The 10,426-nt window shown below is 35.1% G+C and carries 13 protein-coding genes and 2 tRNA genes; 6 read left to right on the top strand and 9 right to left on the bottom strand.

Annotation, left to right across the window (positions count from 1 at the left end):
• Positions 1-127 precede the first annotated feature (127 nt).
• Both OZD61_RS05230 and OZD61_RS05225 read right to left on the bottom strand, forming a co-directional pair.
• A complete protein-coding gene (locus OZD61_RS05230; RefSeq protein WP_274980099.1) occupies positions 128-1,132 on the bottom strand; it encodes a gamma-glutamyl-gamma-aminobutyrate hydrolase family protein in 1,005 nt (334 codons plus the stop codon).
• An 89-nt stretch (positions 1,133-1,221) separates the two neighbouring features.
• Positions 1,222-1,294: transfer RNA gene (locus tag OZD61_RS05225), tRNA-Phe, on the bottom strand.
• A 79-nt stretch (positions 1,295-1,373) separates the two neighbouring features.
• Here OZD61_RS05225 and coaD point away from each other — a divergent pair.
• Both coaD and OZD61_RS05215 read left to right on the top strand, forming a co-directional pair.
• The gene (coaD, locus tag OZD61_RS05220; protein ID WP_274980098.1) at positions 1,374-1,880 is read left to right on the top strand and encodes a pantetheine-phosphate adenylyltransferase; all 507 of its coding nucleotides are present in this window, start codon (positions 1,374-1,376) and stop codon (positions 1,878-1,880) included.
• Positions 1,881-1,948: 68 nt separating this feature from the next.
• A complete protein-coding gene (locus OZD61_RS05215; RefSeq protein ID WP_274980097.1) occupies positions 1,949-2,140 on the top strand; it encodes a zinc-finger domain-containing protein in 192 nt (63 codons plus the stop codon).
• Between the two features lie 16 nt (positions 2,141-2,156).
• On the opposite strand, the gene OZD61_RS05210 is transcribed toward OZD61_RS05215, so the two are convergent.
• The 7 genes from OZD61_RS05210 to rpsB are packed head-to-tail and all read right to left on the bottom strand — an operon-like array spanning position 2,157 to position 6,752.
• Positions 2,157-2,783, bottom strand: coding sequence for a phosphatidate cytidylyltransferase (locus OZD61_RS05210; RefSeq protein ID WP_274980096.1), 627 nt, complete (start codon positions 2,781-2,783; stop codon positions 2,157-2,159).
• The gene (gene uppS, locus OZD61_RS05205; RefSeq protein WP_274980095.1) at positions 2,773-3,468 is read right to left on the bottom strand and encodes a polyprenyl diphosphate synthase; all 696 of its coding nucleotides are present in this window, start codon (positions 3,466-3,468) and stop codon (positions 2,773-2,775) included. The genes OZD61_RS05210 and uppS overlap by 11 nt, the downstream gene beginning before the upstream one ends.
• 6 nt (positions 3,469-3,474) lie before the next feature.
• Positions 3,475-3,738: a hypothetical protein gene (locus OZD61_RS05200; protein ID WP_274980094.1), complete on the bottom strand. Its 264-nt coding sequence runs from the start codon at positions 3,736-3,738 to the stop codon at positions 3,475-3,477.
• Between the two features lie 5 nt (positions 3,739-3,743).
• Complete coding sequence (gene frr / locus OZD61_RS05195; protein ID WP_038248586.1) at positions 3,744-4,301, bottom strand: ribosome recycling factor; 558 nt, start codon at positions 4,299-4,301, stop codon at positions 3,744-3,746.
• A 7-nt stretch (positions 4,302-4,308) separates the two neighbouring features.
• Positions 4,309-5,052 carry a UMP kinase gene (gene pyrH, locus OZD61_RS05190; RefSeq protein WP_410543729.1) on the bottom strand — a complete coding sequence of 248 codons (744 nt, stop codon included), beginning with the start codon at positions 5,050-5,052 and terminating at the stop codon, positions 4,309-4,311.
• Between the two features lie 10 nt (positions 5,053-5,062).
• Complete coding sequence (gene tsf, locus OZD61_RS05185) at positions 5,063-5,923, bottom strand: translation elongation factor Ts (RefSeq protein ID WP_274980093.1); 861 nt, start codon at positions 5,921-5,923, stop codon at positions 5,063-5,065.
• Entirely contained in the window at positions 5,904-6,752 is an 849-nt protein-coding gene (gene rpsB, locus OZD61_RS05180) for a 30S ribosomal protein S2 (protein WP_274980092.1), read from the bottom strand. Before rpsB ends, tsf begins: the two co-directional genes overlap by 20 nt.
• Positions 6,753-6,943: 191 nt before the next feature.
• Here rpsB and OZD61_RS05175 point away from each other — a divergent pair.
• The 4 genes from OZD61_RS05175 to OZD61_RS05160 all read left to right on the top strand — a co-directional run.
• Positions 6,944-7,020 (top strand) — tRNA-Asp (locus OZD61_RS05175).
• 137 nt (positions 7,021-7,157) lie between these two features.
• Complete coding sequence (gene yajC / locus OZD61_RS05170; RefSeq protein WP_274980091.1) at positions 7,158-7,604, top strand: preprotein translocase subunit YajC; 447 nt, start codon at positions 7,158-7,160, stop codon at positions 7,602-7,604.
• Positions 7,605-7,636: 32 nt separating this feature from the next.
• Complete coding sequence (gene glmS, locus OZD61_RS05165) at positions 7,637-9,448, top strand: glutamine--fructose-6-phosphate transaminase (isomerizing) (RefSeq protein ID WP_274980090.1); 1,812 nt, start codon at positions 7,637-7,639, stop codon at positions 9,446-9,448.
• A gap of 320 nt (positions 9,449-9,768) precedes the next feature.
• A partial coding sequence (locus tag OZD61_RS05160; RefSeq protein ID WP_274980084.1) for an Rpn family recombination-promoting nuclease/putative transposase occupies positions 9,769-10,426 on the top strand: 658 nt, incomplete at its 3' end.

Below are 10,426 nucleotides of genomic sequence, written 5' to 3'. Positions count from 1 at the left end.
AAAAAATTTGGAGAGAAATTTTATACACTATCGCTGATATTTTTCCTTAAGTTGACGCCATTGCCTGAACGGATACATGACAAATCTATCGTTTATCAAATCGTCGGTAAGCCTAAAGCTATAGCCATTAAGCACGATAAAGAAAATCATTCATAATCGCTATAGCAACTAGTGTAGACACTTGACGTTCCTTGTGATTTGATAAATAGAGGTTTTTATCTGACTTCACAACAAGGGCTTCTGGATGACTTTGAAAGTGAACATTACCATGCTTATCTTCAATAGCCTCTATTACCCCCTCACTGGAAAATGCTGCAACTTTATATCCAAGTGACTCCAATTTTCTTCTATTTTCTGGTGTATTACTTACTGCTCCTGAATGAGCATCTGGAAAATATGTTGAAAACCAACCATTTTCATCAGGTATTAGGAATTTGGCTACTACTTCTGCTAAACGACTATTTGGAACAATCTTTATCTGTTGTAAAGGCACATCTTCCTGCTTTGGATTAAGAGCTGACATTAAATGGGTCTTTTGCTGTCTTTCATAACCCGCTACTTCAATTCCTTTTGCACGCATAATGTCTTGTAACCCACCACATATGCCAAGTAAATGAATTGCAGGATTGTCATCTACTATTTTTACAATTGCTTTAGTAGCAAGATCGTTGTAAAAATCAGCAATGCGAGTTTTTGGCTGATGAAGATCATTTAGAATAAATATTCTATTTATCTTTTGCTCTTTAATGAATCGTGCAACTTCAATTTTTATTCGGTCTAGTGCTAGCGCCAACACTTCATCTTGTTTTGCAAAGATAAGCGACTTTTCTTGGATTCCTGTTAGGTTAATTATTTTATTGTAATCAATGAGTACGGTTTTAACTCCAAAATTATTGAATATCTCATAAATTTGAGATACCTCACGCCCAAATGCTCCTTCCTTTTTCAACAAACCAACAACTATGCCATTATTTACTGTATTTTCTGCCGTCAAGACAGTTGACGCTGGTTCTTCTTTTCTGGTTACATGTTGAGATGCCGGTTTTTCACTAACGCCAGCATAAGTAATATTGCTTAATAGTAGAACTATAATTAATAGGATATTAAATATTCTGCTATAATATTTATACATATAGTTTACCCTCTCAACACTTATATCAATATCATAACATATTATAGAACGTTTTACAACAAAAAGGTAAATTTAGTGAGAAAGGAAAGTGGCCTGAGCAGGAATCGAACCAGCGACACAAGGATTTTCAGTCCTTTGCTCTACCAACTGAGCTATCAGGCCAACTGTATACTTTTATTTTTAGATAAAAAATGTTATTATGTCTATCAAAAGTTTTTAAAGTAGTTTATAAAAATAAAGGATGAACATTAATGACAAAATAGGAGTCTACCCTGGCACGTTTGACCCTATAACTTTTGGGCATATTGATATAATCAAAAGAGCGTGTAAACTAGTCGATAAATTAATAATAGGAGTTGCAGAAAACGTTAATAAGCATACTGCCTTTGACACAAAGCTACGCACAAGCATGGCTGAAAATGAAATCAAAGGACTAGGAATTGATGCAGATGTTATATCTTTTAATGGGTTGCTAGTGAAGTTTGCCAAAGAGCAGAATGCTTCTGTTATTATTAGAGGATTAAGAGCAGTGTCGGATTTTGATTACGAGTTTCAAATGAGTTGGGTAAATTATAAACTTCTTCCTGAAATCGAAACCATATTTCTTCCCGCTTCTGAAGATACTCAATTTATCTCATCAAGTTTTGTAAAGGAAATAGCAAGATTAGGAGAAGATGTTAGCAAATTTGTATCAAAAGACGTTCAAAGCGAATTGATTAACCTGAATAGGATAAAAAATGGAGAATAGTGCTTGTTGTTTTTTATTTCTGGATAGGTATATTTAATATATAAAATGTTATAAGCTAAAGGAGTAACATGTCAAAAGTGAGGGTTAATAATAGAAAAGTTTGTTGTCATGGTGATGAGAATGATGAGAGTTCTGGCCATCCATTAATATATTTAGATATGGGAGAAGAAGAGGAAATAGCCTGCCCTTATTGTGAAAAGACGTTTGTCCATGACTGTACTGTGGAAGCGGTTGGGGAGCTGACTAGGGATGAGCTCTAATGGCACTTCTGCAGACTTAGCTTATGTAAATAGCAGTAAGAGGGGCGGTAAAAATGAAACTGTCCATACGGTCGAGCACTCCCCCGTGGCCAGGTATCATATTTCCACTATCTTTAACACCGTAAGCTCTTTTAACAAGCGACTCAGTGAAATCGCCAAGTTGCGCTAGAATAGCAATTGCAAGGCCAATGATTGGAGAATAAAAAATTGAAAATAGACCAAAAAATATTGATCCAAAAATTGTGCACACTACTCCAGCTAAAATCGCACCAAGAAGTCCTGTCCAAGTTTTTCCAGGGCTAAGAATTGGGCAAATTTTAGCTCCACCAAAATTCTTGCCAAATAGGTAGGCAGTAACGTCAATTCCCCAAATGGTTAAGACGAACCATACTAATGCGTATTTTCCCTGTGGTAGATTATATAAATATATTAATGAGGCGCTTGGTAGTGCAATCAATAATAATGCAAAAACGTATAAAATTTTATTTCCTTGGGTTAGATTATACCATTCAAAAGAAGATAAAACTGCTATTGAAAAAATCAATAGGTAAAACGATAAATCACTAAAATATGTAGCAAAGGAAAATATGAATAATATTACTATTGAGGACAACATTCTAATTATAAAATTATTATCTACCATATTTTTTCTCTCTTTTTGTATAATCTTCTAATGCTTTACTCAAATCTTGACAAGAAAAATCAGGCCATAAAGTATCACAAAAATACAATTCAGCATAAGCCGCTTGCCATAATAAAAAGTTGCTTAACCTTTTTTCGCCGCCAGTGCGAATTAATAAATCCAATTTTGGCAAATCTTTAGTATACAGAAATTTTTCAAATTCCTCTTCTGATACATAAGCAATATTTTCTTTTATAATATTGCTTATAGCTTGTGTAATTTCTTGCTTTGCTCCGTAACTGACTGCCACAGTGAGTAATAAACCATCGTTCTTATGTGTCACTTCTTCTGCTTTTTTAATTTGATCCAATATTTTACTGGATAATAGACTTAAATTGCCAATAAAATTCAACTTAATGTTACAGTTGCAAATGAAATTGACTTTATCTTCATTAGTTAAAACAGAGTAAAATAAATCAAATAGACAGTCAGTTTCGTTTTTGGGTCTAAGCCAATTCTCCATAGAGAATGCATACAAAGTTAAGTAGGGTATGGTTAGGTCCGTACAATACTTGGCAATATCGTATGCAACTTCACTGCCCTTTTTATAACCATCAATTTTTACCTTTCCTTGATTGTTCGCCCATCTACCATTACCATCCATAATAATTGCTAAATGTTTCGGTAAAGATTCTTGATTCAACATTTAAATTTAACCTAATTTTGACTTGAGTGAAATTTTTTGGATTTCAATGGACACCTGGAAGGTGTCAGCTACTTGCATGACAGGAAGAGAGTTACTGTGGTGACACCAATAGTTGATACTTGAATGCAAAATTGGTGTCATCCCAGTGCTCCGACACTGGGATCCAGGAAATTTGATTTCAAACGAGTGCATCAGATAGTTGTATAGTAAAGACTGGATTCCAGTGTCAAACACTGGAATGACATCATTTGCTATGTAAGCTTTCTCCATATCATTTAGTGATTCAGTATATCCTTTTCTTTGATGGACAATTCACCATCAATTTTTTTTATATTATTATCAGTAATATTTTGTATTTCCTTTTTAGCACCATGAAAATCATCTTCTGAGATTTCTTTATTTTCCTTCATTTTTTCTGTTTCTTCCATAATATCTCTACGTATATTTCTAATGGCAATCCGTGCATTTTCAGCAAACTGATGCAATAATTTCACTAATTTTTCACGGGTTTCTTGTGTTAAGTCCGGAAGAGCTATACGTATGGTATTGCCCTCAACAACAGGATTTAAATTCAAGTTGGCATTTAATATAGCATTTTTCACTTCACCGACAACATTAATATCCCAAATTTTAATTGATAGAGTTTTGTTATCTATAACCGAAACACCTGCAACCTGATTTAACTTTTGATGTCCACCATAGATATTTACAACTATACCATCGAGCAACGATGCGCTAGCTCTACCAGTGCGTACACCTTTGATATCATCATGAAAGGACTGAATAGTTTTTAGCATCCTGTCCTTTGTTTTAGTTTTTATTTCATTTAACATAAATTACCTAATGTTTACAATCTGAAACTATAGTATAAGTACCTTGACCCTTAATAATATTGACTATTTTTTCTCCCTTCAAAGAAAAAACTATAATTGGAATAGAATTCTCACGAGCAAGTGAAATTGCTGATGCATCCATAACTTTTAAATCACGAGTCAATAAATCCGTGTAAGAAAGCCTATCATACATTACAGCATCCTCATTTTTTTTCGGATCAGCGGAGTATACACCATTTACTTGCGTACCCTTTAGAATAACATCACAATTCATTTCAACAGCACGTAGGGCTGCAGCTGTATCTGTAGTAAAAAATGGGTTGCCTGTGCCTGCTGCAAAAATTACCACTCTACCTTTTTCTAAATGACGAATAGCTTTCCTTCTTATGTAAGGTTCACATACAGTGGCCATGGGTATTGCAGATAATACCCTAGAAGCTATTAAATTTTTTTCTAAAAAGTTTTGTAAAATTAAAGCATTGATTATAGTTGCAAGCATTCCAATATAATCACTACTTGCTCTTTCACAGCCACTTAAAGACGCAGATGTGCCACGAAAGATATTACCACCACCAACAACAATACATACCTGAACTCCAAGCCTGTTAATATCAGCTATATCTTTGCACAATTGGCTTATTATTCCCATATCATAGCCAAAAGACTGTGACCCCATTAAAGCTTCACCAGAAATTTTAAATAACACTCTGGAATATTTTATTTCGCTTTTTTCATTTATTAAGGGAAACATTTTTTACCATTTAGTTTGCACCACCCAAAACAAGTAACTTGTAATTAGATAATTTAATAGCACTCATCTCGCTTGATTTTATAAAATCAGAAACCTTCATTTTATCATCCTTTATGAACTTTTGTTCTAGTAAAACAACTTCTTCATAGTACTTAGCCATTCGTCCATCTACTATTTTTTTTGCTACTTCTTCAGGTTTATTTAAGCCCCTCACTTGCTCTTCAATTATAGAACGTTCATTTTTCAACTTCATTTGATCTAAACCATCTATAGACAAAGCTTCAGGCTTCATAGCAACTACATGCATAGCTATTTGTTTCCCAATCTCTTGTAGCTTCGCCTTATCACCAGATGATTGCAATGCAATTAAAGCACCAATCTTACCTAAGCCACACACATCACCATGTACGTAGCCAGCAATAACTCCACCCTTAGCTTCTAAGTAACAAAGCTTGCTTAACTCTAGCTTCTCACCAAGAACTGATGTACCATTCATAATAGCTTCCTGCACTGTGCCAATGCTTTCATACTTGGCATTTTTTAACTCATCAACGCTAGTACAGCGTTCTTGATGAGCAATTGATGCTAAATTTGAAACTAACTCTATAAATTTCTCATTCCTTGCAACAAAATCTGTTTCGCAATTGAGTTCAACCAATGCACCATAATTTTCAGTCAAACACATAGCAACGAGCCCATCTGAAGCTATTCTACCAGATTTTTTGTCAGCTTTAGCAAGACCTATTGTACGTAACTTATCAACGGCTTTCTTGATGTCACCATCACATTTTTCCAATGCTTTTTTACAGTCACTTAAGCCAAGCCCTGTTCTATCACGTAATTCTCTTATATCATCTGGATTCATCTTCATTTGTTACTACCTCCCTTTCTTCTTCTTTGTAAACTTTACTACGTCTCCTTTTAGTTTGCACAATACCATCTTCTTTTTCTTGAATAAACTCATCACCCCTTATATCATCAATCTTAACTCCAGATTTTGCTAGACCAGACTCTATTCCAGCTAATATAGAGTCGGTAGCTAATTTACAATAGAGCTCTATTGATTTTCTTGAGTCATCATTTCCAGGTATTAGATAAGTAATACCATCTGGATCAGAATTAGTATCAAGTATTGCAACTATTGGAATTCCTAACTTCTTAGCCTCCTTAACCGCTATATGCTCTTTATTAGTATCAATGATGAATAAGATATCAGGAATTGCTCCCATTTCTCTAATACCGCCAAGCGCCTTATCAAGCTTTTGCTTTTTCTTTTCAATGTTTCCCAATTCTTTCTTTGTTAAAATGCTATCCTCGTCATTTAATATTTTCTCATATTGCATCAAGGTTTTTATCGAAGAAGAAACAGTGCCCCAATTAGTAAGCATACCACCAAGCCAACGATGATTCACATAATATTGACCACAACGAATCGCTTCGCTTGCAATAATATCAAAAGCTTGAAACTTTGTACCAACAAATAGAATGCGACCACCTTGAAATGCAACGTCATATAAAGCCTTCATGGCCACCTGTAGCAATGGTAGTGTTTTTCGCAAATCAATTATATGTATACGATTTTCTTGATGCACTCCATATATGTATGGAGCCATTTTTGCGTTCCAGCGACTAATTTTGTGACCAAAATGTACACCAGATTCAGCCAAATCACGCACAGTGACTTTAGGCAAATTTGTCATATATCATTCCTCCAAATAGTTTATCTTCCATGGCATAACCCTAATGGGACTACTTGTACAAGCCATGTGTGAAATTAAATTATCTACATGGTAATAGAAAAGACAGCAAAGCGCAAACAAAAAATATTGACAAAGGGCAACATGTTTATTAGCTTTAAAGTTGAAGCCCGAAAACGCTAAAAAGAAATTAGGGGGGTGTAGCTCAGTTGGTTAGAGCGCATGCCTGTCACGCATGAGGTCGTGAGTTCAAGTCTCATCACTCCCGCCATGTTAGTTTCAGCATAACTTAGAATTCGCAGTATTATTGCTGGTATTGAGAAACGCCTTCACCAAACTTGACATGGCATGGTATTGTAATTAATACTTAAATAGGTTTGTTTTTGTCATTAACAATTAGGATTAAATATGCTCATTTCTGAAGTTTTTGCAGCAGATGCAACTAGCAATACATCAAGTATCGGCGCATCTTTTGCTAGTTTTACTCCATTGATTTTAATATTTGTGGTATTTTATTTTCTCATTATTCGCCCGCAACAAAAAAAACTAAAAGAACATAGAAAGATGATAGATCAAATAAAACGTGGTGATACAGTCATTACTTCTGGTGGAATAATAGGTGAAGTTAACAAGGTTGATGGAGCAAGTGCACAATTTATAATAGAAATAGCACCAAAAGTTGAGATAAAAGTTCTAAAGTCCGCTATATCTGAGGTTTTAAGCAAAGAAACTCAAAAAGTAGCAGCTAAACCAATTGAAAAAGGCAAAATCGAAAAGAGTGATAAAAAGAATAAAAATCAACCACCAGAGGAAAGTAAAAATGGAAAAGATGATAAAGGCAAAAATGCTACATAACTTTAAAAGAAAGTTCATTTGGTGATCCATTTGTGTGCGGAATATTTGGTGTAGTAAGTAGCGGTGATTCAGTAATACCAACTTTACTAACTGGGTTACAAAAATTGGAATATAGGGGATATGACTCTTCAGGTATAGCAATCATAAATAACGAAGGCGAGATAGAAGTCAAAAAATCAGAAGGTAAAGTCGAAAGGTTATGTGAAGTTGTTGATGACAGCAAGATGTCTCACAGTACAGTTGGTATAGCACATACTCGCTGGGCTACACATGGAGTCCCAGGCCTTAAAAATGCTCACCCCATTCGTACAAATAATGTTGTTGTTGCTCATAACGGCATAATTGAGAATTACAATCTGCTAAAAAAGGGTCTAGAAGAAAGGGGAATGTCATTCCATACTGACACTGACACAGAGATCATACCAAACATGCTAACCTTATATCTTGATGAAGGATTGTCGCCAGTTGATTCTCTATTTAAGTGTTTAAACAACTTACATGGCTCATTTGCCTTGGTCCTATTATTTGCAGAATATCCAGACGCCTTATTTGTTGCGAAGAGAAATTTGCCTTTAGCAATAGGCTATAACTGTAACACAGTGTTTGCTGCATCTGACTCTAATGCTTTAAGTGCATTTGTGGAAAAAATATCGCATTTGGAAGATGATGACATTGCAGTGATAAAATCTAGTGGAGTTAGTATATACAACAATGGTACACAAGTTAAACGCAGTATAGAAAATAGTAGTCCAAGTGATTTTCTAATTAGCAAAAATGGTTACCCTAGCTTCATGTTAAAAGAGATTTTTGAGCAACCGCGTGCATTAAACAAAACAATAAATCAATTTTACAAGCAATACAAAGAGGTCAACAAAAAATTATTCTCTGAACTGAATCACATTACTATAGTTGGATGCGGATCATCTTATTTTGCTGGGCTAATAGCGAAGTATTGGCTGGAAAGTATTGCTCAAGTTCGAGTATATCTAGAAATCTCATCAGAATTTAGGTATAGCAACGTCAAGCTGGAAGAAGGCAGCATTGGGTTATTTATCTCTCAATCTGGCGAAACTGCAGATACCATAGAAGCGCTGCGTTATGCGAAATCACAGAAGCAAACAATCATAAGTATAACTAATACATTTAGCAGCAGCATTGAAAAGATCTCAGATATTGTGTTACATACTCTTGCTGGGCCAGAAATTGGTGTTGCTTCAACAAAAACCTTTTCTGCGCAACTTGCAACTTTAGCATGCTTTGCCGTGGAGCTTGGAAAAATAAAAGGTATACTGGGTGGAGAGAGAATAAAACAGCTAAGCAGTGCTATCAATTCTATTCCCGAGTATGTTGAGCACGTTTTGAATGTGATGAAAATACAACATATATCGGGCAGTATATTAGAACACAATAACGTTATTTTAATCGGCAGAGGAAGTTCATACGGAGTTGCAATGGAAGGCGCATTGAAAATAAAAGAGCTTTCATATATCAATACAACTGGTATTGCAGCGGGAGAAATGAAGCATGGTTCTATTGCTTTAATAGACTCTACTGTGCTTATTATAGCAATTATCCCTTATGATGATTTATTCTTTAAAACGCTATCTAATATACAAGAGATTATTGCAAGAAAAGGCAAAGTAATTGCCTTCAGTGATAAACAAGGAGCGCCATTCCTAAGGGGAGTTTGCGCAGATGTGGTGCAACTTCCAGACACTGATAATTTTATCTCTCCAATCATCTACAGTGTTGCTATGCAATTCCTTGCTTACTTTACTGCAGCAAAAAAAGGGTTAGATGCAGATTGTCCAAGAAATTTAGCTAAGTCTGTCACGGTTGAGTAGTCCATTTAAAGTTAAAGCTAAACTTCTAATTAAGGTAACCAGACTGCATTCTGTGATTTTTTTTTTAGCAAAGCACGATACACAATCGTCATTCCGCTACTAGTTAGCGGAATCTATGCCGAGATACCGCGAATGAATCGCGGTATGACGGTTCGCGGTGGTATGACGGTTAAGTAATTCGTCATCCCGCTGCTTGTTAGCGGGATCTAGAGATACCGCGGCGGTATGACGGTTCGCGGCGGCATAGCTATCTTCAAAAATATGGTTGAATAATTGTTAATAATAGTGTATAATTATTAATATTTTTAAGCACTTTGGCTATGGCTTTATCTAAGTTTCTCGACCCTAAGCTGGATTTAACCTTTAAAAGAATCTTTGGCACTGAAAAAAATAAGAATATTCTCATACATTTTTTGAATGATATTTTAGGGTTTACCGAGATAAATACTATACAAGAAGTGGAATTCCTCAGTACTATAATGGATCCTGAAATTGCCTCTGATAAGCAAAGTATAGTTGATGTTCTTTGCAGGGACTCTAGTGGGGCTAGGTATGTGATTGAAATGCAGCTCACTCGCGATAAAGGCTTCGAAAAACGAGCTCAATTATATGCTGCTAAGGCTTGCTCAAGGCAAGCTGATAAATCTGGTAAGTACATTGATTTAAAGAAGGTTTTCTTTATTGCTATCTCTAATTGTAATTTATTTCCTGATAAGCTTGATTATATATCCAGCCACACTATAAGAGATGAGAAAACCAATGAGCATGACTTAAAAGATTTTCAATTTGTATTTATTGAACTACCTAAATTTCCTAAGAATAAGGAAGAACAGCTAGAAAGCATAGTGGATCGTTGGTTATTTTTCTTCAAATATGCAGATGAAACTACGGAAGAAGACTTAAGGAAAATAGCAGAAAAAGCACCAATAATAAAGTTAGCCTACGATGAATTAGACAGGTTTAGCTGGAATGAAAAAG

Origin of the sequence: Wolbachia endosymbiont of Drosophila bocki (assembly GCF_028982005.1) — a bacterium.
Lineage (GTDB): Bacteria > Pseudomonadota > Alphaproteobacteria > Rickettsiales > Anaplasmataceae > Wolbachia > Wolbachia pipientis.
The sequence above is the reverse complement of the archived record's forward strand: the minus strand, read 5'-3'. Positions and strand labels throughout refer to the sequence as shown.